This is a genomic window from Gorillibacterium sp. sgz306347, from assembly GCF_059735245.1.
Genome location: NZ_JCAPET010000060.1, coordinates 1 through 23,418 on the forward strand (window position 1 = coordinate 1; position 23,418 = coordinate 23,418).

The window sequence follows — 23,418 nt, forward strand, 5'->3', positions numbered from 1 at the left end:
GTTAGCCACCCATGCCCTGGCGGGCACCACAGACTATGACGTTGCTTTATTTTCAGGGTAGAAAAAGAAACAAGGCCTTTTTTCCGAATAAGCCCCACCACAACCGTTAGCCGCCTACCCGCGCCAGCCCAGCCTTGGCACCACCGCCGATATAAAACTTGCAGGCTTGCTTTATTTACAAGGCAGAAGAAAAGCATGGCGGGTAACGGGACCGCATTGCCCCGAAATAAAAGGGGCCGGTGAAGCAGATCGCCCGATTGACGCCGGACCGGCCGCATTATATAATCAGGCTGTCCGGGCGGCGTAGCTCAGCTGGCTAGAGCGTACGGTTCATACCCGTAAGGTCGGGGGTTCGATCCCCTCCGCCGCTATACATGCACCAACCGAAAAGCCGTTTGCGCGCAGAAAAGCTTCTGCTGCGCAAACGGCTTTTTTTGTGCTGCGGGCCGGGCGGCGGCATCGCGCCCTCGACACCACGAGCCGCCACATTCGGCTATCCTTCCCCGGCTCATTTCGGGAACCCGCGTCGACCGTATCCGGGACTTGGCGGGGGAAACCCTTGCGGGGCTTGTCCGCGCGCCTGTCGAGGGGGGACGCCGGGGAATGTCGGAAATTTCTTTTGGCCACAAGCCGTCTTCTGACAAACTTCCTGTGGGACAGGTCCTATAATTAGGGACACCAAAACCGCTGGGGTGGTGTCGTGAGAATGGAGAAAGCAAAAACAGCCGGACGATTGAGTGCGGGGTTGGCCCGTCAATTCCACAACTGGAACGCGCAGGGGAACCGGTTGCTTCGGAACAACCGATGGGTGCAATGGTGGATGGTCAAAAAATGGGGCGTGCTGCTGGGCCTGATGGGCTTTCTGCTTGGCCGGGCGGCTATCTTCGACCAGCTGGCGCCTTTTGCGCTGGCCTACTTTGCCGTCATTTATTACCTTCGCAAAGATTTTTTGCTTTGGGCCGGCGCCGCGGCCGCTGCGGGGAGTCTGTTTTCGGAAGCCCTTCATCCGGGGGCCGTGCTGGCGGAAATGGCTGTCTTTCTGCTGCTGCAAAAGGGAATGGAGAAATTTGAACGGACTGAAATCTACCAGGTCCCCGTGCTGGCCGGCTGCTCGGTGCTGGGCGTTCAGCTTTTTCTGGGCCTCGTTTACGGGGGAGCCACCTGGTTTCCGGCGCTCATGGCGCTGATCGACGGGCTGCTCGCGGCTGTTCTTTCCCTGATTTTTATTCAAGCGCTTCCGGTTTTCGCGCCGGCCCGCAAATCCTATCACCTGAAAAATGAAGAAATCGTCTGCCTGATTATTCTTCTCGCTTCCGTCATGACCGGCACCGTCGGCTGGCAGGCGGGCCCCGTCTCGGTGGAGCATGTGCTTTCCCGCTACCTGGTTCTGCTGTTCGCCCTCACCGGCGGCGCGCCGCTCGGGGCTTCCGTCGGCGTAGTGGCCGGGATGATTCTCAGCCTGGCGGATACAAACGCGGTGTATCAGATCAGCTTGCTGGCTTTTTGCGGGCTGCTGGCCGGGCTGCTGAAGGAAGGCGGGCGTCTGGCGGTGGTGCTCGGCATGCTGCTCGGATCGTCGATTTTGTCCTTTTATATAGGAGACACGGCGGCCGTGCTGAACTCGGTTCAGGAGTCCGTGGCGGCGGCTGTTCTGTTCCTGCTGACCGGCGGCGGTCTTGTCCGTACGCTTTCCCGGTATGTCCCGGGAACGCCGGAAAATTTGAAGTCTCATTATGAATATGCGAAAAGGGTGCGGGATATAACCGCCGGGCGGGTGGAGCAGTTTTCCCGGGTGTTCCGGCAGCTTTCGAGCAGCTTCAAGCTGATGGCCGCAGACGGAGAGGGCGGGCGGCAGGCCGCGGAGCAGGAGCATTTTATGGACGCCGTGGCGCAGCGGGTGTGCGCCACCTGCTTCCGGAGCCGGGTCTGCTGGAACGAAAAATTCAACGACACCTGCAAAACCCTGACGGAGATGATGACGGCCGTCGACGCCGGGAAATCCGACCGGAAGGACATCCGGCCCGACTGGAAGCAAGCCTGCAAAAAGACGGATCAGGTGCTTCAGGTGATGAACGAGCAATATCAGCTTTACCGCAATGATCTTCGGTGGAGAAAGCAGATTCTGGAGAGCCGTCAGCTGGTCGCCGAACAGCTGGTAGGGGTCTCTCAGGTGATGGAGGACCTCGCGCGGGAAATCAAGCGGGAGGGCCAGCAGCTTTACGTGCAAGAGGAGCAGATCCGCGGGGCGCTGGAGCAGCTCGGCCTGTCGGTCCATACGGTGGATGTGATTAATCTGGAGGAAGGAAAGGTGGAAATCGAGATCGTGCACCGCTACACGCGGGGCTTTGACGAATGCCGCAAAATGATCGCTCCCCTGCTCTCCGATATTTTGGGCGAAACGATCGCGGTAAAAAAAGAGCTGCCATCCGGTCGGGAGGACGGCAGCAGCCTGGTCGTGTTCGGGTCCGCCAAGGAATTTGAGGTGATCACCGGCGTGGCGGGCGCCGCCAAAGGCGGAGGGCTCCTGTCGGGCGACAGCTTTACCGCGCTGGAGCTCGGCAACGGCAAATACGCGGTGGCGCTTAGCGACGGCATGGGCAACGGGGAGCGGGCGCGCCAGGAAAGCAGCACGGCGCTCGATATTCTTCAGCAGCTTCTGCAATCGGGAATGGAGGAAAAGCTGGCGATCAAATCGGTCAATTCGGTGCTCATGCTCCGTTCGCCGGAGGAGATTTACGCGACCGTCGACATGGCGATCATCGACTTGTTCAGCGCGAGCACAACGTTTATGAAAATCGGCTCCACCCCCAGCTTTATCAAACGGGGGCAGGAGGTCATGACCGTCACCGCAAACAATTTGCCGGTAGGCATCCTGAGCGAAATCGACGTCGACTTGGTGGGCGCGCAGCTTCGGCAGGGGGACATATTGGTCATGATGACAGACGGCGTCTTCGACGCCCCGGGCTTTGCGGTCAACAAGGAAAAATGGCTGAAGCGGATGATCCGCGAAATTTCCGCCGAAGACCCGCAGGATTTTGCGGACTGCCTGCTGGAGCGTGTCGTGCGCTGCCAGGAAGGCGATATTCAGGACGACATGACCGTCATCGTCTCCCGCATCAACCGGCGGCAGCCCGAGTGGGCGACGTTCCACTGGGCCGGCATGGGCCGTGTGGAGCGGCCGAAGGTGGTGAGCTGAAGCAAGCTGAGCAGACCGGCGGCCGCCCGAGCGCCGGAGGCCGAGTCCCGCCCGCGTCGTGCCGATGCGGGCTTTGCTATGGGCGGTCTTTGTCTCCTTCGCTCGTTTAGAACTCTCTCGAAGCGGAAAGAATGGTTGGTATAGTAGAGGAAGAGGAACCCCAAGGGCTGTTTTGGAGGGATGGATTGGAACTGAAGGAGCGGTAGCGTCCGCCTTTGTTTTCGGGTTTTGCTCCATGACCGGTCCATTCAGAAAACCCGAAAACAACAGCGGCCGGAAGTCCAAGCCAGTCCCGTAAAGACAAAGCCCGTCAGGCGGATTCCAAGTACCCTCGCAATGACCATGGCACGTTTCAGGAGGGATTCACGTGAAACAAATCATTCTCATCACCGACGGCTGCTCCAACGTAGGCCTCAGCCCGTCCGTCGCCGCCGCCCACGCCAGAGAAGACGGCGTGACCGTCAACGTCATCGGCGTCGTCGACCGGGGCGAAATCGGCGCCTTCGGCGAGCGCGAAATCGCCGAGATCGCCCAGGCCGGCGGAGGCCTCAGCCGGATTGTCAAACCGGCGTCGCTGTCCGAAACGGTGCAGATGATGACGCGCAAAACGGTGGCCCATACCGTCCGGCAAGCCGTAGGCGCGGAGCTGCGGGCCATTATGGGCGGCGAAGCGGGCGAGCTGGCGGACTTGCCGCCGGACAAGCGGGCGCAGGTTGTGCGCGTCATCGACGAAATGGAAGAGACGGCCGGGCTGGAGGTCCTTCTGCTGGTCGACGCAAGCGCCAGCATGAAGCCCAAACTGCCCGCTGTACGGGAGGCTGTGCGGGATTTGATGACCAGCCTGCAGGCGCGTACCGGGGAGAGCCGGATCGCCGTTCTGCACTTTCCGGGAAAGAAGGGCGAGGAGTATCAGATCGACCTGAAGTGGACTCCCCGCCTTGCAAAAGTCGGCGACTTATTCTATAACATTAACATGAAAGGCACGACCCCTACGGGGCCGGCCCTCCTCGGAGCCGTCCGCTATTTTGCGGAGGCACGGGCGGAGCGGGGCGCGGCAACCGGGGCGGAACGCTCACTCCCCGCCGGGCGGCGGGAAAACGAGGACGGGATATGGAGTGACGACGTCGTTTAAGCCCGAGCCGGTGGCGGGCGGCACGGTTCACGGCAAGTGGAACGGCAATGAGTACCGGATTGTCCGCAAGCTTGGCTCCGGAGCAAACGGCTCCGTTTATTTGGCGCACCGGGGCAACCGGAGATGCGCGCTCAAAGTCGGCTTCGACGCCGTCGATTTGCAGTCCGAAGTCAATGCGTTAACCTCTCTTTCACGTGCCGAGGGCCCGTTTCGCGGTTTCCTGATCGAGACGGACGACTGTGTGACGGGCGGCCGGACGGTGCCGTTTTATGCGATGAAGTACGTGGAAGGCCGGCAATCGGACGAATTTCTGGCCGCCCGCGGTCCGGAATGGCTCGGCGTGATCGGGCTGCGGCTTCTGGGGCAGCTGTACAGCCTGCACGCCGGCGGCTGGATTTTTTGCGATCTGAAGCCCGAAAATGTCATGGTGACGGACGCCGGTGAAGTTCATCTGGTCGATTTCGGCGGAATGACCCGGAGCGGCCGTTCGGCCAAGCAGTTTACCGAAATCTATGATCGCAGCTATTGGAACGCGGGCGGAAGGACCGCGGACGACGGCTACGATTTGTTTGCGTTCGCGATTTTGTGCATGCGCCTTCTTGGCGCGGGGGAAGCCTGCTTCCATCGCGACCTCCTCCCGCAAAACCGTTCGCCGGAGCTGCTGCTGAAAGAGCTGGAGGCGGCGCCGCAGTGCCGGCCGTATTTGCCGTTTTTGCGGAAAGCGATAACGGGCGGGTTTGCAGACTCGCAGGCCGCGTACGCATGCTGGAGAAACGAAGTGTTCCAACGTTTGGCCCGCCTGCAAAAGCGGGCCAAACGTTCCGGCGGCTGGCTGAAGAAAGGAATTGCGTTGTCGGCGATTCTTTTTCTCTCCGTGGTTTATTTATATATACGGGATTTTTTATAGGAAAGAGGAATAGGATGGAACTGATCCGTATCGTGGAGCAAACCATGAAAGACGAAGGGCTCGTGGCGCCGGGCGACCGGATTGTCGCCGCCGTCTCGGGCGGGCCCGATTCCATGGCGCTTCTGGACATCCTGTTCCGTCTGTCGCGGGAATGGGGCTTCGTGCTGTCGGCCGCCCATGTAAACCATGGCTTTCGGCCGGAGGAATCGGAACGCGAGGCGGAGGAAGTGGTCCGGTTCGCCGGAAAGCTGGGGGTTCCCGTCGACACGGTCGCGCTCGACATGCCGGCTTACATAACGCAGACGGGAATGAACCCGCAGGATGCGGCCCGGCGCGAGCGCTACCGTTTCCTGGAACAATGCGCGGCCCGGCGGGGTGCGAACAAGATCGCTATGGCGCATCACGCGGGAGACCAGGCGGAAACGCTTCTGATGCGAATTTTGCGGGGGACGGGACCGTCCGGGCTTTCCGGCATTCCGTGGCGGCGAATGTTGGACAAAGCGGAACTTATCCGGCCTCTTCTCCGTATAGACAAGAACGTTCTGCTGGCCTACTGCGCCGAAAGAAACATTCCTTATTGCCGGGACAGCAGCAACGAGAAGCGTGTGTATACCCGGAACCGGGTCCGGCTGGACCTGCTGCCTTTGCTGAATGCGTATAACCCCAGGCTGGAGGAAGGGCTGGGCCGGCTTGCCGAACTCGCGCAGGCGGAAAACGCTTTCCTGGAAGCGGAGACGGAGGCGGTTTTCCGCCGGCTGGTCGCCCGGGAAGAGGGAGGTTTCGCCTTCTCCCGCAAGGCCTTTGGGGAGCTCCATCTCGCTTTACAAAGGCGACTCATTAAACTAATATTAAATTATCTTTCCGCCGGAACGGATGATCACGGCTACATCCGGACCGAGGAAATCCGGCTGGCGATTCTCCGGGAAACCCCGCCGAATGTTGTTTTGGACGCCGGGCGGGATGCGGAATGCGTGCGCGAATACGACCGGATTCGCTTCGGGAAGCGGGCTTCCGCTTCGGCCGCTTTCTACCATTATAATGGCGGGGAACGGGTTATACACCGGCACGGCAAGCCGGGCGGAATGTCCGTGGCAATCGGCGGTACGGACATGTCGCTCGGCTGGTTTTACACCGGGCGGAACGCGCTTCCTCCCGGCTGGGAGACCTCGCGGGACATCGCCGTTTTTGACGCGGACGCTCTGGCGTTTCCGTTGGCGGTAAGGAGCCGGCAGGAAGGAGACCGGATGAGCGCATTCGGTTTAAACGGCTCCAAAAAGGTAAAAGATATCTTCATTGACGGGAAGATTCCGCCCGCCGAGCGAGCCGTTTGGCCGATCGTCGCGGACGGGGAAGGCCGGATTCTCTGGCTGCCGGGCATCCGCCGCTCGGCGCTGGGCAGCGTAACGGCAGGCACCGCGCATTTTTTGTGCTTCACGTTTGCCATCCGCCGCAGTGCGGAAGGCGGAACGGCGGATGAGGCGGGCGAAATGTCCGGCTTCCGCGAACCTTGAACGCGCCGGACGCGGGCAAGGGCGACATACGCGGCGCGCCGTGCCGCGCGTTCATAGGATAATCTTGGGAGGGCATTGGTTTTGCAAAACGACATTAAAGCGGTAATGTACAGCGAAGAGCAGATTCAGGAGAAGATTCAAGGGCTGGGGGAACAGATCAGCCGCGATTATGCCGGCAAAAACCTGTTTGTCATATGCGTCCTCAAGGGCGCGTTCATTTTTATGGCCGACCTGGTTAAGACGATCACGGTTCCGCTGGAGCTCGACTTCATGGCGGTATCCAGCTATGGAGCCTCCACCCAGTCTTCGGGCGTCGTCAAGATCATCAAGGATTTGGATGTGCCGGTGGAAGGCCGGGATGTGCTGATCGTGGAGGACATCATCGACAGCGGACGCACGCTCAGCTATGTGATTGATCTGCTTATGGGCCGCAGCGCTTCGAGCGTCAAGGTTGTCGCGCTGTTCGACAAGCCCGCCCGCCGCGCCGTACCCCTGGAGCCGGATTACCGCGGGTTTGAAATCCCCGATGAATTTGTCGTGGGCTACGGTCTCGATTACGCCGAGAAATACCGCAATCTTCCTTACGTGGGCATTTTGAAAGAGGAAATTTACTCCGAGTAAAAACCGCTTATTTCCACACGGCGCGGCACCCTTCAGTTCAGTTGAGAAGCCAAATTGCGCTGTGGTAAAATAAAACAAGCATGAGAGGAGGTTGGGGATGAATCGAATCCTCCGCAGTACAGGATTTTATCTGCTAATCATCTTGGTCATTATCGGAATCGTACGCGTCATCGCCACTCAGAACGAGGGAGAGACGGTAAAGCATTATTCCGAGTTCCGTAATGAACTGGAAAATATAGCGAATGACCAAAATCCGCCGGCAGACCGCAAAATCGTATCGCTTCAAGTCCAGCCCGATAGGAGCATGTTTGTTATCCGCGGGCAGTACGAAGACGGAAAAATGTTCCGCACCATTGCACCGCCGTTCGACGCCGTCGACAAACAGCTGATTGCTGAAAGCGGGGTTGAGATTGAATATGAGCGGGCCGAGCAGGGCAGCATTTGGTTGACATTCCTGACGTCGATTTTCCCGCTTGTGATTATTTTCATTCTGTTTTTCTTCATGCTCAACCAGGCCCAGGGCGGCGGCGGCAAAGTAATGAACTTCGGCAAAAGCCGCGCCCGGCTTTATAATGAAGAGAAGAAACGCGTCACGTTCGAGGACGTGGCCGGGGCCGACGAAGAGAAGCAGGAGCTGGTCGAAGTTGTGGAGTTCCTCAAGGACCCCCGCAAGTTCGCCGCCGTCGGCGCCCGCATTCCCAAAGGGGTGCTGCTTGTCGGCCCTCCGGGTACCGGTAAAACGTTGCTTGCGCGGGCGGTAGCCGGCGAAGCAGGCGTTCCGTTCTTCAGCATCAGCGGCTCCGACTTCGTCGAAATGTTCGTCGGCGTCGGCGCATCCCGCGTCCGCGACCTGTTCGAGAACGCCAAGAAGAACGCCCCGTGTATCATCTTCATTGACGAAATCGACGCCGTCGGACGTCAGCGCGGAGCCGGTCTCGGCGGCGGGCACGACGAACGCGAACAAACGCTGAACCAATTGCTTGTCGAAATGGACGGCTTCGGCGCCAACGAAGGCATCATCATCGTGGCCGCCACGAACCGGCCGGACATTCTCGACCCGGCGCTGCTGCGTCCGGGACGCTTTGACCGCCAGATTACGGTCGACCGCCCCGATGTCAAAGGCCGCGAAGCTGTACTGAAGGTACACGCCCGCAACAAACCTTTGTCCAAGGACGTTCGCCTCGATACGCTCGCCCGTTACACCACCGGTTTCACCGGCGCGGATCTGGAGAACCTGCTTAACGAATCCGCTCTGATCGCCGCAAGGCGCAACCGCAAGGACATCTCCATGGCGGAGGTCGAGGAAGCGTACGACCGCGTGATCGTCGGCACCCAGAAGAAGAGCCGCGTGATCAGCGAGCGCGACAAGCGCACCGTCGCTTACCACGAATCGGGCCACGCCATTGTCGGCTATTATGAACGCAACGCGCACATGATCCACAAAGTGACGATTGTGCCGCGCGGACGCGCGGGCGGCTATGTCATGATGCTGCCCAAAGACAGCGAAGATCCGCTCGTGGTTACCAAGTCCGAGCTGCTGGATCAGGTAACGGGCCTTCTGGCCGGCCGCGTATCCGAAGAACTCTTTATCGGGGAAATCGGTACCGGCGCATACGACGACTTCCGCAAAGCGACGGATATCATCCGCCGGATGATTGTAGACTACGGCATGAGCGACAAGCTCGGCCCGATGCAGTTCGGCCATTCCCAAGGCGGCCAGGTTTTCCTGGGCCGGGACCTCGGGCATGAACAGAACTACAGCGACGCGATTGCTTACGAGATCGATCAGGAAATGCAGCGGATGATCCGCGGCTGTTACGATCGCGCCAAGGAAATTCTGGCCCAGCACCAGGACAAAGTCCATTTGGTCGCCAAGACGCTGCTTCGCCGTGAAACCCTCGACAAGGAACAGATCATTCAATTGATCGAGAAGGGCTTTATCGAAGGGGACGCAGAAGAAGAGGCGTCGGCAGAACCGACGGCGGCGCCGGGCTTTGCCGAGGACGTGAAGATTAACATCCAGGGGCAAACCCAGGAGCGCGAGTCGAACAAACTCGGCGGTTTTGAAGAACGCAACGCTTCGGGTTCCCCGGAGGAAACCGGCGGGACCGAGAAGGAATAATGGCCTTGCGCCGGCTTCCGGTACAGCAAGAGCCTCTAAATGCACAGCAAAGATCGGGTACGCCGGGAGGCGGCCCGATTTTTTTCATTTTATGGGACCGGAACGCACGGATTGTTTCATGATTCGTCAATATTTGTGGTATTATGAACTGCAAAGCCCCGTCCTGATTTACCCATTCCATCTGCAGGAGATGAGGATATATGGAAGCTCTCGCACTTGAGCGAAAACAACAGCAGAACAGAGAGCTCAAAGAGCGGATTCTGCAATTGAAAAAAGAAAAAAACGCCATCATTCTCGCCCATTATTATCAACGCGACGAAATTCAGGAAATCGCCGATTTTCGCGGCGATTCCTTCCTGCTGGCGCAAAAAGCGGCGTCTACGGATGCGGAGGTCATCGTATTTTGCGGGGTTCATTTTATGGGCGAGAGCGCCAAAATCCTGGCCCCGAACAAAACCGTAGTCATCCCGGACGAACGGGCCGGCTGCCCGATGGCGGACATGGTGAACGTTGACGGGCTGCGGGCGCTGAAGAAAAAGCACCCGAACGCGGCGGTTGTGGCTTACATCAACACGTCCGCGGATGTAAAGGCCGAAACGGATATTTGCTGCACCTCGGCCAACGCGGTAAAAGTAGTGAATTCGGTGGATGCCGAAGAGATCATTTGGGTCCCCGACAAAAACCTGGGGCATTACGTCGCCCAGCACACGGACAAGAAAATGATCCTTTGGGAAGGCTACTGCAACACGCATGACATGCTGACCGTCCGCGACGTCATGGAAATGAAGGCCCGCTTCCCGGACGCAGAGTTTGTGGTTCACCCGGAATGCCGGCCGGAGGTCGTGAAGCTGGGCGATTTTGTCGGCAGCACGACGGCGATCTTGAAATACTGCAAGGAGTCCGGCTCCCAGCAGTTTATTGTCGGCACCGAAGACGGCGTCGGTTATCAGCTGCGCTTGGACAGCCCGGACAAAGAGTTCCATTTTGCCACCAAATATCTGGTTTGCCCCAACATGAAAGTCAACAACCTCAAGAAAGTAGCCGCCTGCCTGGAGACGTTGTCGCCGCAAATTTACGTTCCGCCGCAAGTCGCCGATCAGGCACGGCAATCTCTCGAACGGATGCTATTGGTTAAGTAACTCCGCACCTTCTTCCTTACTCAACTATCAGACAAAGTCAGGTGAACGGCAATGATACCGCGTCATTTAACGGATACCCCGTGGAACGAGCTTCCCCGCCTGGAGTACGGCGTGATAGTAATCGGCTCGGGTGTGGCAGGCCTTTATGCTGCAATCAAGGCGGCCAAAACGCACCGCGTGCTGATGATTACCAAAAAAGCGCTGCTAGAGAGCAACACCCGCTACGCGCAGGGAGGAATTGCCGCCGTCATTTCCGACGAGGATTCCCCCGAGTTCCATTTGCAGGATACTTTGATGGCCGGGGCGGGCTTGTGCGAAGCCGAGGCGGTGCAGGTGCTGGTCCACGAAGGGCCCGAGCGTGTGCAGGAGCTCATTCGGATGGGCACCGAATTCGATCTGGAGAACGGCGAGCTCGCGCTGACCCGGGAAGGGGCGCACAGCCAGCGCAGGATTTTGCACGCCCACGGCGATTCGACGGGGGCCGAAATTGTCCGCGCGCTGGTGGAGAAGGCGGGACAGGTTCCCAATCTGGACGTATGGCACGATCATTTTGTCATTGACCTGATCACCGAAGGGGAAGAATGCATCGGGGCTTTGGTGCAAAAGCCGGACGGAAGCCAGGTTGCCGTGCTGGGCCAGGCGACCGTGCTGTGCTCCGGCGGAGCGGGGCAGCTTTACCGCTACACCACCAACCCGGATATCGCCACGGCGGACGGCATCGCGATTGCGTACCGGGCCGGGGCCGAGGTGCGCGACGTCGAATTCGTGCAGTTTCATCCGACGGCGCTGAGCTATCCGGGCGCTCCCCGCTTTTTAATTTCGGAAGCGGTGCGCGGTGAAGGGGCGTATCTGCGCAACCCCGCCGGCGAGCGGTTCATGAGCGGGTACCATCCGCTGCTGGAGCTGGCCCCCCGGGACGTGGTGGCGCGGGCCATCGTCAGTGAAATGGAGAAGACCAAGTCAACCTTTGTGTACCTCGATATTACACACGAGCCGGTAGAGAAAATCCGCCGCCGGTTTCCGATGATCTATGAAACCTGCCTCCACTATGGGCTTGATTTGACCTCTGACTGGATTCCGGTCGCACCCGCCGCTCACTATATGATGGGCGGCGTGAAGACGGATCTGCACGGAGAAACCTCGATCCGCCGGTTGTTTGCCTGCGGCGAAGTGTCCTCGACCGGCGTGCACGGAGCCAACCGGCTGGCAAGCAACTCGCTGTCGGAGGCGATCGTCTTCGGTCGCCGGATCGTCAAGCGGCTGGCCGATCTGCCGGCCCGTGACTTTGCCGCATTCGGAGGACCGGCGTCCGGGCAGGGCGGCCCGATACGCAAGGAGCCGCCGATGACGCCGATCATCGAGCGCCGGTTAAAGCTGCAGAAGGTGATGCTGCGCTGCCTCGGCGTCAAGCGGACGGAGGCGGGCATGAAAAAAGGGCTGGAGGAAATGCACCGGCAGCTGACGGTTTTTGATGCGCGCCTGTCGAAGCGGGAAGAATATGAGTTCGCGAACATGCTTACCGTCTCCCTGCTGACGGCTCAGGCCGCTCTGTTCCGGGAGGAAAGCCGGGGCGGCCATTACCGCGACGATTTTCCGCAGACGGACGATGCCGCTTGGAAGCGGCACATTGTGTTCAGCCGGAACAAAGGCATGTACACGGAGCCGGTCCGCGAACCGGCGCCGAAATCTTGATTACCGGACAAAGGGGCTTGCGAACGATGGAAACGGGCTTAACGCATGCGGCGTTAATGGGCATCAACGAAACCAAAACGGCGGAGCAAATCCGCCTTTGGCTCGAGGAAGACATTGGGTGGGGTGATGTGACGACATCCGCCACCATTCCGGAGGAGGCCCGGGCGACCGGGATTATCCATGTGAAGGAAGACGGCGTGCTGGCCGGGCTGCCGGTCGCCGAGCTGGTCTTTCGCATCGTCGATCCGTCGCTTGTCTTCGAGACGAAAGCGGCCGAAGGCTCGCGGGTCCGCAAGGGCGACATCCTGGCCGTGGTGACGGGCAGCGCGCGAAGCATCCTGAAGGGCGAACGTCTGGCTCTGAACCTCATGCAAAGGCTGTCGGGCATTGCGACGCGTACGCGCGAGTTTGTCGACGCGCTGCAAGGGCTGCCGGCCCGGCTGGTCGACACTCGAAAGACGACGCCCGGGCACCGCATGCTGGAAAAATACGCGGTGCGCGTCGGCGGCGGCCACAATCACCGCTTCGGCCTGTACGACGCCGTGATGATCAAAGACAACCACATCAAGGGGGCGGGCGGCATCATCCAGGCGGTGGAAAGCGCGCGCAGCCAAATCCCGCACACGATGAAAATCGAAGTGGAAGTCGAGTCCTTCGAGCAGTTGGACGAGGCGCTTCGAGCGGGAGCCGACATCATCATGCTGGATAACATGGAGCCGGCCCGGATGGCCGAGGCCGTCAAGCGGGTCAAAGCGGAATCCCCACGGATCGTTGTCGAGGCCTCGGGTTCGGTTTCGCTGGAAACGGTTCGCGGCATCGCGGAAACCGGCGTCGATGTGATTTCGGTCGGCCGGCTGACCTATTCCGTGAACGCGCTCGATATCAGTCTGGATCTCAACGAGCGGAAGGAGAAGCAAGCGTGATTCTCGTCGTGGATGTCGGCAACACCAACATCGTGCTGGGGATTTACCGGGGGCGGGAGCTGCTGCACGACTGGCGGCTCAGCACCGACCGGTCGTCAACGGTCGACGAATACGGGATGATGATTGACAGCCTGTTTCGGCATGCGGGCATTCGGATGAAAGAGATAGAGGGCGTCATTATCTCGTCCGTGGTTCCTCCGCTGATGTTTGTTCTCGAAAAGCTCTGCCGGAAATACATTGGCAAAGAGCCGCTGATTGTCGGCCCCGGGATCAAGACGGGCCTGAACATCCGCTACGAGAACCCGCGTGAGGTCGGGGCTGATCGCATCGTCAACGCGGTGGCAGGAATCGAGCTGTACGGGGCGCCGCTCGTGATCGTCGATTTCGGCACGGCGACCACGTTTGATTACGTCGACGAGCACGCCCGTTATCTGGGCGGCGCCATTGCGCCGGGAATCGGGATCTCGACCGAGGCCCTGTACCAGCGGGCGGCCAAGCTGCCGCGGATCGAGCTGGCCCGTCCGAAAAGCACAGTCGGCCGCAATCCGGTCACCTCGATGCAGGCGGGCATCATTTTTGGATTCGCCGGTCAAGTGGACGGCATCGTGGAACGCATCCGGGAGGAGTTTCGTACAAATCCTAAAGTTGTGGCAACGGGCGGTCTGGCCTCCATGATCGCCTCCGAATCCCGCACCATCGAAATCGTCAACCCGCTGCTCACGCTGGAAGGGCTGCGGATGATTTACGAACGCAACAGCGAAGCTTGACCCTCCCCCGAAGCCAAACCGGGGGTTTCTTTTCCCAATCCATCAGAAGGCGAGGAGGAAACACTGACCATGAGAGACCAATTGATCCGGGCCACGGCCCTGGACGGCAAAGTCCGCGCCTTTGCGGTTCGCACCACCGGACTTACCGAAGAGCTGCGCCGGCGGCACAACACGACCCCCACGGCGACCGCCGCGCTTGGCCGCACGCTTGCGGCCGGCGCCATGATGGGTTCTATGCTGAAGGGCGACGAAAAACTGACGCTGCAAATCAAGGGCGGCGGGCCGATCGGCCAGATTGTCGTCGACGCCAATGCCCGAGGGGAAGTGCGCGGCTATGTCGACAACCCGGCCGTAGACCTGCCGCTGAACGCCGCAGGAAAGCTTGACGTGCGCGGAGCGGTCGGCACCGACGGGTTTTTGTACGTCATCAAGGATCTGGGCCTGAAGGAGCCGTACCGGGGCAGCACACCGATTGTTTCCGGCGAGCTTGGTGAAGATTTTACGTATTATTTCGCCAAATCCGAGCAAATTCCATCCGCTGTTGCGCTTGGCGTTCTGGTCGACGTTGATTATACGGTCAAGGCGGCCGGCGGGTTTATCGTTCAATTGCTGCCCGGCTTGACGGATGACGAAATCGGCATGCTCGAGGCCAAATTGTCGCAGCTTCCTCCGGTCACGAGCCTTTTGGAAAAAGGCGCAACTTTGCAGGAAATTCTTTCGTCCATTCTAGAGGATGTCCGCGTGCTGGAAGAAGCGGACGTTGCCTTCCGCTGCTCCTGCTCCCGCGAGCGAGTGGAGCAAACGCTGATCAGTTTGGGACTGGAGGAACTGGAGGCGATTCGGGAAGAGAGCGGACAGGCGGAAATTGTTTGTCATTTTTGCAATGAAGCGTATCGGTTTTCCGACCGGGATATCGAGGACGTGATGGCGAAAATCAGGTCATAAGCGAATCCGAGGGGATAGCAATGAAAAATATAAAGCTGCTGTGGGGAATCGTCGTGCTGCTGGTCGCCACCTGTCTTGTGCTGGTGCGGTTAACCATGGTCGAAACCTCCGCGCGCGAAGCCGACCGGCCGGGGCCGGAGGCTTCGCCCGGAAGCGATTCGGTCGTCGCCCGAATCGGGGACCGGACGATCACGAGCGAAGACCTTCAGCAGCAAGTGTACCGCAAATACGGAGAAGAGATGCTGAACCGCATGCTGGACCACCTGGCCATTCAGCTGGAGGCCGACAACAAGAAGCTGACCGTGGACGAAACGGAGATCGGCGACGAGCTTCACCGGATGCAGGAAGGGTACGAGAACGAAGAGCAGTTCTACCAGTCCATGAAGGAACAGGTGGGCATGACCCGCGAGGAGCTTCACGAGGACGTCTACTACAAGCTTTTGGTAGAGAAAGCGGCCACGGCGGATATTGTAGTGGGAGACAGCGAGATCGATGACTACATGACGCAAAACGCCGAGGAATTCGCCGACCGCGTCGAATTTCATTTGCAAATCATCCTGAATGAAACGCTGGAACAGGCCAACCGGACCTTTGAGCTTGCCCGGGAGGGCAGCGATTTTGCCACGCTCGCCAAAGAGCGGTCGCTGGATGTAAACACGGCGAACGAAGGCGGAGACCTTGGCTGGGTCGAGGAAAACGACCCGTTTTTGTCGGTCAACATCCTGAAAAAGGCCGGGGAAATGAACGTAGGCGAAATCAGCGAGCCTGTTCAGACGGACGAAGGGTTTGTCGTGTTCAAGCTGGTCGACCGCAAGAAGGAGCAGCGGGAAGACCCGCAAAAGCTGCGGGAATCGGTCCGCAAGCAGCTTGCGCTGCAAAAAGCGCCGCCAATCAAAGATTACATTGCGTCCCTCCGGGAAAAATGGGGAGCCCAAGTCGAGGAGGGCCTCTTGAAGAATACGGAAAATCCGGGGTTGCCAAATTAAAGTTGACAAGGATACTCAGGATTGGTAAGATGATTTTATAATACCGACTTGTTTACTCGGATATATAAATCATAGAGGAGGAGCAACATGACGAAGATCGTGGACAACGTAACGCAATTGATTGGCGGCACTCCCCTGGTTAAATTGAATCGCGTCGTGCCGGAGGGCAGCGCGGACATTTACCTCAAGCTGGAGTACCAAAACCCGGGCTCCAGCGTGAAGGACCGGATCGCCATCAGCATGGTGGAAGACGCCGAACGTACGGGCGCTCTGAAGCCGGGTGCGACGATCATCGAGCCGACGAGCGGCAACACGGGCATCGGGCTTGCCATGGTGGCGGCGGCCAAAGGCTACAAGGCGATTCTGGTCATGCCGGAAACGATGAGCCTGGAGCGGCGCAACCTGCTTCGCGCTTACGGGGCGCAGCTGGTTTTGACGCCGGGTGCGGAAGGAATGAAGGGCGCCATCAAGAAAGCCGAAGAGCTGCAGGCGGAAAATCCGGACTATTTTATGCCCCAGCAGTTTAAAAACCCGGCCAACATAAAAATTCACCGGGAAACGACCGGACCGGAAATCGTTCAGGCGATCGAATCGATCGGCGGCACGCTGGACGCCTTTGTGGCGGGGATCGGAACCGGCGGTACGATTACCGGAGCCGGCGGCATTCTGAAGGACCGCTTCCCGGGCATCAAGATCTACGCCGTGGAACCGGCGGCGTCTCCGGTGCTCTCCGGCGGCAAAGCTGGCCCCCACAAAATCCAGGGCATCGGCGCCGGCTTTGTTCCGGACATTCTCAACACGGAGATCTATGACGAGATTATCCCGGTCGAGAATGACGATGCTTTTGCGACCGCGCGCCAGGTGGCCAAGGAAGAAGGCATTCTGAGCGGAATTTCTTCCGGCGCCGCCGTATTCGCCGCTCTCCAGGTAGCGCGCGAGCTGGGACCCGGAAAACGCGTGGTGGCCATCATCCCGAGCAACGGCGAACGTTACCTCAGCACGCCGCTGTACCAATTCGAAGAATAAATCCGGTGCAGGCCGTATTGGCCCGCTTCCCTTCATAAGCCCCTTCGGGGGCTTTTGCGTTTTTTTGGAGCCTGGCAAGCTTTTTTTGTTTCCAATTCGTCCGGTTCGCATTGACGCGGATGCATGCAGACCGTAACATAGAGACAAGACGGCGGCTCCGCAAAGAGCCGCCGGACGACGCGGACAAAAAGGAGCGATGCCGCTTGATCCTGGTGATCGACAACTTCGATTCGTTTACCTATAATCTGGTTCAATACTTGGGGCAGCTCGGCGAGCAGATTGAAGTCCGCCGCAACAACGAGATCACGCTCGAAGGCATTGAAAGGCTTTCGCCGGACCGGATTTTGTTGTCTCCCGGTCCCTGCACGCCGAACGAGGCGGGGATTTGTCTGGATGTAATCGGGCATTTTAAAGGAAAGCTGCCGATTCTCGGCGTTTGCCTGGGCCATCAGGCCATCGGCCAAGCCTTTGGAGGCGAGGTGGTCCGCGCGGACAATCTGATGCACGGCAAAACCTCGGCCATTTTTCACGACGGGAGGGGTCTTTTTCAAGGCCTGAACAATCCGTTTACCGCAACCCGTTACCATTCGCTTATCGTCAAACGCGAGACGCTTCCGGACTGCTTTGAGATCAGCGCCTGGACCGAAGCCGGCGAAATCATGGGCTTGCGGCACCGAGAGTATCCGATCGAAGGCGTTCAATTTCATCCGGAGTCGATCATTACCGAAAGCGGCATGGACATTCTGCGCAACTTCATTGGGAATACGGCGGCAAGCGGAGTGTAGCGGGAAGAAACCAAAGACAGTCCGCCGTGACGCTAAGCCCGGGTCACGGCTTTCTCTATTGGCAAGGAGAGTGCTTGCATGTTCCGGAATAAGCCCGTCCGCACGCTGGATTGCCGGGGGATTTCCCTGGAGCTTGGGCGGCGGACGCTCATCATGGGAATATTGAACATAACGCCGGACTCTTTCTCGGACGGAGGCCGTTACACGGCGGTGGATGCCGCTGTAGCGCACGCCCGGCGGATGGTGGAGGAAGGCGCCGACCTGATCGACATCGGCGGGGAGTCGACCCGGCCCGGAGCGGACGAAGTGAGCGCCGCGGAAGAAATCGGCCGGGTGGTTCCGGTCATCCGCGCGCTGCGAGAGGCGGTGGGAGTGCCCTTGTCCGTGGATACGTACAAGGCGGAAACCGCCCGGGCCGCTCTGGAAGCAGGCGCGCATATCCTCAACGATGTCTGGGGATTCCGCCGGGACCCGGCAATGGCCGGAGTTGCGGCCGAATTCGGCTGCCCGGCGATCCTCATGCACAACCGGCCGCAGACCGCCTATGCCGATTTCTTGGCCGATGTGGCGTCCGACCTGCGCCTCAGCATCGAAGCGGCGCGTCAGGCCGGTGTCCGGGACGAGCAGATCATTCTGGACCCCGGCATCGGCTTTGCCAAAACGCGGGACCACAACCTCCGGCTGCTCGGCAGGCTGGACGCCGTAACGGCGCTCGGCTACCCGGTGCTGCTCGGCACGTCCCGCAAGTCGACAATCCGGCAGGTGCTGGACCGGCCGGCGGACGACGTGGTGGAAGGAACGCTCGCCACCACGGTGCTGGGCATTTCCCAGGGATGCGACCTTGTCCGCGTCCACGACATAAAAGCCAACAAACGGGCCGCTCTCATGACGGACGCCATCGTTCGCTATCAGGGAACCTTGTGAGGAGCCGCAAAGATGGATAAGATGATTTTGTCGGGCATGGAGTTTTACGGGTACCACGGCGTTTTTGCCGAAGAAAACAAGCTGGGTCAGCGTTTTTGCGCCGATGTCGAGCTGCTTCTTCCGCTGTCGCGGGCAGGCGCCGGCGACGACCTGGAGCAAACAATAAATTACGCGGAGCTTTACGGCCGCGTTAAAGAGATCGTGGAGAAACGAACCTTCAAGCTGATCGAAGCGCTCGCCGAGGCGGTCGCCGCCGATCTTTTGGCGCATTACCGTATGCTCCAAGAAGTGACGGTGCGGATTACGAAGCCCAATCCTCCGTTTGATATTCATTTTCGCGGCGTAACGGTCGAAATCCGCCGGGGGCGGCCCATTGAAGCGTATATCGGACTGGGCTCGAACCTTGGCGACAAGGAAGCGAATTTGAGCCAGGCTGTCGAACTGCTGAACGCGCATCCGCGCATCGAGGTGGCCCGGCGGTCGTCGCTTTACTCCACGGAGCCCGTCGGCCTCGCGGAGCAGGACCGTTTCCTGAACCAGGCTGTCGCGGTTCGCACCGATCTGCCGCCCGAGGAGCTGCTGGCGGAGCTGCTCCGGATTGAAGAACAGCTGGGACGGGAGCGGACGGTACGCTGGGGCCCCCGGACGGTCGACCTCGATCTGCTGCTGTACGGGCGCGCCGAGCTGCGGCTGCCGGAGCTGACCGTTCCGCATCCGCGGATGGGTGAACGCGCGTTTGTGCTGGTTCCCCTGGCGGAGATCGCACCCGACGATGCGGTTCCCGGCCTTGCCTCTTTGGCAGGGCATACGGCCGGTTTGCCGGGAAAGGACGGGGTGGAGCCATGGACCAAATGAGGGATGCGCTGCGCATTCGGGCCTTTCGCAAGCTGAAGGGCTACACCCAAACCGAGCTCGCAGAGCGGATGGGCATTTCGGTATCCGTCCTGGGTGCGGTGGAGCGCGGAGCCCGCAAAGCGGAGCCCGACCTGATCGCGATGATTGCCGAAACGCTTGGAATCGAGGAAGACGAACTGGTGCCGGACGCAAAACGGACGGCTGACGATAGGCTTTTTTAGAAACGAAAGGAGAGCGTTATGCTTAAAATAGGGAAGGTAGTCGCCCCGAACAACGTTGTGCTGGCTCCTATGGCGGGCGTCTGCAACCCGGCCTTCCGGCTGATCGCCAAGGAATTCGGCACCGGCCTCGTCTGTGCCGAAATGGTCAGCGACAAGGCGATTGTCCACGGAAACAAACGTACGCTGGAAATGCTGTATGTCGACGAAAGGGAAAAGCCGCTCAGCCTGCAAATTTTCGGAGGCGATACGCAGACGCTGGTGGAAGCCGCCAAAGTGGTGGATACCCGGACCAACGCCGATATCATCGACATCAACATGGGCTGCCCGGTGCCAAAAGTGACAAAATCCGACGCCGGCGCGCGCTGGCTCCTCGCCCCCGACAAGATCGAACAAATGGTGGCCGCCGTAGTCTCGGCTGTCTCCAAGCCGGTAACGGTGAAAATGCGGATCGGCTGGGACGATGACCACATTTACGCCGTCCGGAACGCCAAAGCCGTGGAAAACGGCGGCGGCTCGGCTGTTGCGGTCCATGGCCGCACCCGGGTGCAAATGTATAGCGGCAAGGCCAATTGGGATATGATTAAAGAGGTGAAAGACGCGCTTTCCATTCCCGTCATCGGCAACGGCGACGTGTTTACGCCGGAGGACGCCCGGCGGATGCTGGACCATACCGGCTGCGACGGCGTCATGATCGGCCGCGGAGCGCTCGGCAACCCGTGGATGCTGTACCGCACGGTGCGCTACCTGACCGAAGGAGTGCTGGTCGAGGAACCGACCCCCGACGAAAAAATCCGTATCGCCGTGCTCCACATGGACCGGCTGGCCGCGCTGAAAGGCGAAACGGTCGCCGTAAAAGAAATGCGGAAGCACTTGGCCTGGTACCTGAAAGGCTTGACCGGCTCCGCCCGCGTAAAGGACGCGATAATGGAAATGAACGGGCGGGATGAGATCGTCGATACGCTGAACCGCTTTATCCAGGGCGATTTTGAGCCCGCCGGCGAAAGCGAGGAAACCGCCGAGGCGGTGTAACGGGCCTGTGAAAAGGCTTCCTTTGCCGGAGCGGCGGGGGATTCCCTGTGATTGACAATTGGCGGAGCATGAAATATAATCAGTCGTAAACTTAAGCGCAGGCTGCAATTGTCGTGCCGTCTTACGCGGACATATAGTATGGAGGAAGCCGCCGGGCCTTTACGGTCCAGCGGCAACTTTTGTAATTCATAAGACAGGAGATTTGTTGGAATGAGCGAAAAAGAAACGATTCTGACGCAGGAAGGCTTGAAAAAGCTGGAGGAAGAGCTGGAGAACCTGAAGTCGGTCAAACGGCGCGAAGTGGCGGAACGGATCAAAATCGCCATCGGGTACGGTGATATCAGCGAAAACTCCGAATATGACGACGCCAAGAACGAGCAGGCCTTTATTGAAGGGCGGATTATCCAGCTCGAGAAGCTTTTGCGCAACGCGCGCATCATCAACAACGAAGAAGTCGACATTAACACGGTCAGCATCGGGTCCACGGTTATCCTGAAGGACCTGGAATTCGGCGATACGCTGGAGTACACGATCGTCGGCACGGCGGAATCCGATCCGTTCGAGAACAAGATCTCCAATGAAAGCCCGGTCGGCCGCGCCATTCTCGGGCAGAAGAAGGGCTCGACGGTGGAAGTCAGCGTACCCGCGGGCATTATCCAGTACGAAATTATCGAAATCAAGAAGTAAGCGCCTTTTCGATAAGGCAAGCTTCTTTATTACAGAGCATCATGCTGAAGAAAGCTTCCCACGGAAGCTTTTTTCGTCGATATTACGCATTGCGGGCTGCCAAACGGCCTGGAGATGAAGAAGGAGATTTGGTGAATGAGCCAGGAACAGCAACTGGAACTGAATGAACTGTTGACGATACGCCGCGGCAAGCTGGACGAGCTGCAGAAGCTGGGCATGGACCCGTTCGGGCAAAAATACGAGCGAACCCATACGGCGAAAGGGATATTGGACGAATACGACGCCAAGGCGAAGGAAGAGCTGGACGAGCTGGCGGTCCGCGTTTCCATCGCCGGCCGCATCATGCAAAAGCGCAGCATGGGCAAGGCTTCCTTTGCGCACATTCAGGATCTGACCGGCAGAATCCAGATTTACGTGCGAAAGGATTCCGTTGATCCCGTCCAATACGATGCCTTTGACCTGCTGGACATCGGCGATATTATCGGCGTCCGCGGGGAAGTGTTCAAGACCAAAACGGGAGAGACGACCGTCAAAGCGGAAGAAGTGACCGTTCTCACCAAGTCTCTTTATCCGCTGCCGGACAAGTTCCACGGGTTGAAGGACGTGGAAACCCGCTACCGCCAGCGCTACGTCGACCTGATTGTGAGCGAAGGCGTCAAAGACACGTTCATTACCCGCTCGCGGATCATTCAATCCATCCGCCGCTACCTGGACGGCAAAGGTTATCTGGAAGTGGAAACGCCGACGCTGCATTCGGTGGCGGGGGGCGCTGCAGCGCGGCCTTTCCGCACGCACCACAACACGCTGGACATGCCGCTGGTCATGCGGATCGCTCTGGAGCTGCATCTGAAGCGGCTCATCGTCGGCGGACTGGAAAAGGTGTATGAAATCGGCCGCGTGTACCGCAACGAAGGAATCTCCACCCGGCACAATCCGGAGTTTACGATGCTGGAGCTGTACGAAGCGTACGGCGATTACACCGATATCATGAGCCTGACGGAAAATCTGATCGCGCATGTCGCCCGGGAAGTGCTGGGCTCGACCACGATCCAGTACCAGGGCAAAGAAGTCAACCTTGCGCCATCATGGCGCCGGGTTTCGATGGTGGATGCGGTCAAGGAAGTGACCGGCGTCGATTTCGGCGTGCAGATGAGCGACGAAGAAGCCAACCGGCTGGCAAAAGAACATAAGGTTCCGGTCGAGCCGGGTATGACGTTCGGGCATATTCTGAATCAGTTCTTTGAAACCTTCGTGGAGGAAACGCTTATTCAGCCTACCTTCATCATGGGCCATCCGGTGGAAATCTCCCCCCTGGCCAAGAAGAGCGAAGCCGATCCGCGGTTTACGGACCGTTTTGAGCTGTTTATCGTCGGCCGCGAGCATGCGAACGCATTCTCCGAGCTGAATGATCCGATCGATCAGCGGGAGCGCTTCGAGGCGCAGCTGCGCGAGCGGGAGATGGGCAACGACGAAGCGCATGAAATGGACGAAGACTTCATCCGGGCGCTGGAATACGGCATGCCGCCTACGGGAGGTCTCGGCATCGGCATCGACCGGCTGATCATGCTGCTTACCGATGCTCCTTCGATTCGCGACGTTCTGCTTTTCCCGCAGATGCGCGAGCGGTAAGCCGCCGCAAAGTGTTTTTTGAACGGACACCGGATAGGGTGTCCGTTTCTTTATATCTCTCGGTTAGGAGGGGGGGCTGCCGGAGCATAACAGCTGCTGGATGAAAAAAACAGTTGCCGGGATCATACGGGATATGGTACATTAACTGATGTCGCTTTTGCGGCACTTGATTGCATCGTCTGATGAGGCAAAAGATTCCTTCTAAAAAGAACTTGCAACCTCGGTGGCGATGTGATAATATATAAAGGTCGCTGTTCGATAGCGAACGGCAATCGAGTCCTTTGAAAACTGAACAACGAGTGAACAAGCAACAAAACAACA

20 protein-coding genes and 1 tRNA gene are annotated in these 23,418 nt (G+C 59.0%); all 21 read left to right on the plus strand.

What is annotated here, in order from left to right:
• The first annotated feature begins 297 nt into the window (after window positions 1–297).
• The 21 genes from AC6I6H_RS20545 (at window position 298) to lysS (ending at window position 23,097) form a co-directional block, all read left to right on the plus strand.
• Window positions 298–371: transfer RNA gene (locus AC6I6H_RS20545), tRNA-Met, on the plus strand.
• 335 nt (window positions 372–706) lie between these two features.
• The gene (spoIIE, locus tag AC6I6H_RS20550) at window positions 707–3,196 is read left to right on the plus strand and encodes a stage II sporulation protein E (RefSeq protein WP_497956200.1); all 2,490 of its coding nucleotides are present in this window, start codon (window positions 707–709) and stop codon (window positions 3,194–3,196) included.
• Between the two features lie 367 nt (window positions 3,197–3,563).
• A complete protein-coding gene (locus AC6I6H_RS20555; RefSeq protein WP_497956202.1) occupies window positions 3,564–4,328 on the plus strand; it encodes a vWA domain-containing protein in 765 nt (254 codons plus the stop codon).
• Entirely contained in the window at window positions 4,312–5,235 is a 924-nt protein-coding gene (locus AC6I6H_RS20560; RefSeq protein ID WP_497956204.1) for a protein kinase domain-containing protein, read from the plus strand. Before AC6I6H_RS20555 ends, AC6I6H_RS20560 begins: the two co-directional genes overlap by 17 nt.
• 14 nt (window positions 5,236–5,249) lie before the next feature.
• Window positions 5,250–6,746 carry a tRNA lysidine(34) synthetase TilS gene (tilS, locus tag AC6I6H_RS20565; RefSeq protein ID WP_497956206.1) on the plus strand — a complete coding sequence of 499 codons (1,497 nt, stop codon included), beginning with the start codon at window positions 5,250–5,252 and terminating at the stop codon, window positions 6,744–6,746.
• 81 nt (window positions 6,747–6,827) lie between these two features.
• Entirely contained in the window at window positions 6,828–7,367 is a 540-nt protein-coding gene (hpt, locus tag AC6I6H_RS20570) for a hypoxanthine phosphoribosyltransferase (protein ID WP_497956207.1), read from the plus strand.
• A 97-nt stretch (window positions 7,368–7,464) separates the two neighbouring features.
• A complete protein-coding gene (gene ftsH, locus AC6I6H_RS20575) occupies window positions 7,465–9,489 on the plus strand; it encodes an ATP-dependent zinc metalloprotease FtsH (RefSeq protein WP_497956209.1) in 2,025 nt (674 codons plus the stop codon).
• A 200-nt stretch (window positions 9,490–9,689) separates the two neighbouring features.
• Window positions 9,690–10,628, plus strand: coding sequence for a quinolinate synthase NadA (nadA, locus tag AC6I6H_RS20580; RefSeq protein WP_497956211.1), 939 nt, complete (start codon window positions 9,690–9,692; stop codon window positions 10,626–10,628).
• Between the two features lie 51 nt (window positions 10,629–10,679).
• Entirely contained in the window at window positions 10,680–12,320 is a 1,641-nt protein-coding gene (gene nadB, locus AC6I6H_RS20585; RefSeq protein ID WP_497956213.1) for an L-aspartate oxidase, read from the plus strand.
• Between the two features lie 56 nt (window positions 12,321–12,376).
• Window positions 12,377–13,243: a carboxylating nicotinate-nucleotide diphosphorylase gene (gene nadC, locus AC6I6H_RS20590; RefSeq protein WP_497956234.1), complete on the plus strand. Its 867-nt coding sequence runs from the start codon at window positions 12,377–12,379 to the stop codon at window positions 13,241–13,243.
• Window positions 13,240–14,010, plus strand: coding sequence for a type III pantothenate kinase (locus AC6I6H_RS20595; RefSeq protein ID WP_497956214.1), 771 nt, complete (start codon window positions 13,240–13,242; stop codon window positions 14,008–14,010). Before nadC ends, AC6I6H_RS20595 begins: the two co-directional genes overlap by 4 nt.
• 69 nt (window positions 14,011–14,079) lie before the next feature.
• Window positions 14,080–14,955: an Hsp33 family molecular chaperone HslO gene (gene hslO / locus AC6I6H_RS20600; protein WP_497956215.1), complete on the plus strand. Its 876-nt coding sequence runs from the start codon at window positions 14,080–14,082 to the stop codon at window positions 14,953–14,955.
• A 20-nt stretch (window positions 14,956–14,975) separates the two neighbouring features.
• The gene (locus tag AC6I6H_RS20605; RefSeq protein ID WP_497956216.1) at window positions 14,976–15,941 is read left to right on the plus strand and encodes a peptidylprolyl isomerase; all 966 of its coding nucleotides are present in this window, start codon (window positions 14,976–14,978) and stop codon (window positions 15,939–15,941) included.
• An 87-nt stretch (window positions 15,942–16,028) separates the two neighbouring features.
• Window positions 16,029–16,967, plus strand: a complete 939-nt coding sequence (gene cysK, locus AC6I6H_RS20610) for a cysteine synthase A (RefSeq protein WP_497956218.1) — start codon at window positions 16,029–16,031, stop codon at window positions 16,965–16,967.
• 203 nt (window positions 16,968–17,170) lie between these two features.
• Window positions 17,171–17,752 carry an aminodeoxychorismate/anthranilate synthase component II gene (gene pabA / locus AC6I6H_RS20615; protein ID WP_497956220.1) on the plus strand — a complete coding sequence of 194 codons (582 nt, stop codon included), beginning with the start codon at window positions 17,171–17,173 and terminating at the stop codon, window positions 17,750–17,752.
• Between the two features lie 78 nt (window positions 17,753–17,830).
• Window positions 17,831–18,676, plus strand: coding sequence for a dihydropteroate synthase (folP, locus tag AC6I6H_RS20620; RefSeq protein WP_497956222.1), 846 nt, complete (start codon window positions 17,831–17,833; stop codon window positions 18,674–18,676).
• 12 nt (window positions 18,677–18,688) lie between these two features.
• On the plus strand, window positions 18,689–19,531 hold the full coding sequence (gene folK, locus AC6I6H_RS20625; RefSeq protein ID WP_497956224.1) for a 2-amino-4-hydroxy-6-hydroxymethyldihydropteridine diphosphokinase: 843 nt from the start codon (window positions 18,689–18,691) through the stop codon (window positions 19,529–19,531).
• On the plus strand, window positions 19,519–19,752 hold the full coding sequence (locus AC6I6H_RS20630) for a helix-turn-helix domain-containing protein (RefSeq protein WP_497956226.1): 234 nt from the start codon (window positions 19,519–19,521) through the stop codon (window positions 19,750–19,752). The genes folK and AC6I6H_RS20630 overlap by 13 nt, the downstream gene beginning before the upstream one ends.
• 18 nt (window positions 19,753–19,770) lie before the next feature.
• Complete coding sequence (gene dusB, locus AC6I6H_RS20635) at window positions 19,771–20,781, plus strand: tRNA dihydrouridine synthase DusB (RefSeq protein ID WP_497956228.1); 1,011 nt, start codon at window positions 19,771–19,773, stop codon at window positions 20,779–20,781.
• A 210-nt stretch (window positions 20,782–20,991) separates the two neighbouring features.
• Complete coding sequence (greA, locus tag AC6I6H_RS20640; RefSeq protein WP_497956230.1) at window positions 20,992–21,468, plus strand: transcription elongation factor GreA; 477 nt, start codon at window positions 20,992–20,994, stop codon at window positions 21,466–21,468.
• A 135-nt stretch (window positions 21,469–21,603) separates the two neighbouring features.
• Window positions 21,604–23,097, plus strand: a complete 1,494-nt coding sequence (gene lysS / locus AC6I6H_RS20645) for a lysine--tRNA ligase (RefSeq protein ID WP_497956232.1) — start codon at window positions 21,604–21,606, stop codon at window positions 23,095–23,097.
• Window positions 23,098–23,418: the final 321 nt, after the last annotated feature.

Coding starts and splice junctions, on each gene's coding strand:
- spoIIE (WP_497956200.1), top strand. CDS start 707: ATGGAGAAAGCAAAAACAGCCGGACGATTGAGTGCGGGGTTGGCCCGT.
- tilS (WP_497956206.1), top strand. CDS start 5,250: ATGGAACTGATCCGTATCGTGGAGCAAACCATGAAAGACGAAGGGCTC.
- ftsH (WP_497956209.1), top strand. CDS start 7,465: ATGAATCGAATCCTCCGCAGTACAGGATTTTATCTGCTAATCATCTTG.
- nadA (WP_497956211.1), top strand. CDS start 9,690: ATGGAAGCTCTCGCACTTGAGCGAAAACAACAGCAGAACAGAGAGCTC.
- nadB (WP_497956213.1), top strand. CDS start 10,680: ATGATACCGCGTCATTTAACGGATACCCCGTGGAACGAGCTTCCCCGC.
- nadC (WP_497956234.1), top strand. CDS start 12,377: ATGGGCATCAACGAAACCAAAACGGCGGAGCAAATCCGCCTTTGGCTC.
- hslO (WP_497956215.1), top strand. CDS start 14,080: ATGAGAGACCAATTGATCCGGGCCACGGCCCTGGACGGCAAAGTCCGC.
- AC6I6H_RS20605 (WP_497956216.1), top strand. CDS start 14,976: ATGAAAAATATAAAGCTGCTGTGGGGAATCGTCGTGCTGCTGGTCGCC.
- cysK (WP_497956218.1), top strand. CDS start 16,029: ATGACGAAGATCGTGGACAACGTAACGCAATTGATTGGCGGCACTCCC.
- folP (WP_497956222.1), top strand. CDS start 17,831: ATGTTCCGGAATAAGCCCGTCCGCACGCTGGATTGCCGGGGGATTTCC.
- folK (WP_497956224.1), top strand. CDS start 18,689: ATGGATAAGATGATTTTGTCGGGCATGGAGTTTTACGGGTACCACGGC.
- AC6I6H_RS20630 (WP_497956226.1), top strand. CDS start 19,519: ATGGACCAAATGAGGGATGCGCTGCGCATTCGGGCCTTTCGCAAGCTG.
- dusB (WP_497956228.1), top strand. CDS start 19,771: ATGCTTAAAATAGGGAAGGTAGTCGCCCCGAACAACGTTGTGCTGGCT.
- greA (WP_497956230.1), top strand. CDS start 20,992: ATGAGCGAAAAAGAAACGATTCTGACGCAGGAAGGCTTGAAAAAGCTG.
- lysS (WP_497956232.1), top strand. CDS start 21,604: ATGAGCCAGGAACAGCAACTGGAACTGAATGAACTGTTGACGATACGC.